Here is a 623-nt window from a genome sequence, read left to right as displayed (position 1 = left end):
GTTTCCATTGATAACCCAGGAGTAAATACTCCACGGAATAAAAGAGATTATTATGTTAAACATGGCGCATCCTCCTTTTTATATTTGATAGAAAACTTACCGCAAGTGCTTCGTTTTTTAGTTTCCGTATGAATATAAAAAACGCCACCCAGTTCACACTCTGTATCCTGTTTAATGGTCAACTGATAGGTATCTCCCGGATAAACTGCTTCAATGAACTTTACTTTTTTCAGCGCAACAGATGCGATATTTTTCGCCCTACCCTGCGTGGCCAAAGCCAGAACCATCTCAATCAATAGTGAACCAGGACATACGGCGTGGGAGGGGAAATGTTCCTCAAAAAGCGGGTGATGCGCATTAAAGGAAAAAGTACAAGAATCTCCGGTTACGGAAGAAATCTTACATAAATCGCCTAGTAATGGAAGAGCGGCTTTCACAGAACACGAGCTAAAGAAGCAGACCTTACTGACCATGATGATTGCCTGCGCAATAACGGCCTTTCCATTGTCATATGTGCTAGCCTTACAGTGAATACGATAGGCCTCATTAATGCGTTCAATATGTCCTTCAACGCATAACCGATCGCTATCAAAATGGGTGGTAGAGAAAAACTGTTCAACCAT

1 pseudogene is annotated in these 623 nt (G+C 41.7%); it reads right to left on the bottom strand.

Features of this window, described 5'->3' with window-relative positions:
* Window positions 1–50: 50 nt before the first annotated feature.
* A pseudogene (locus ACFIL8_RS12220) lies at window positions 51–623 on the bottom strand (hypothetical protein); the annotation flags it as partial.

It is taken from the genome of Bartonella sp. AP57NXGY, assembly GCF_042195805.1.
Classification (GTDB): Bacteria; Pseudomonadota; Alphaproteobacteria; order Rhizobiales; family Rhizobiaceae; genus Bartonella.
The sequence above is the reverse complement of the archived record's forward strand: the minus strand, read 5'-3'. Positions and strand labels throughout refer to the sequence as shown.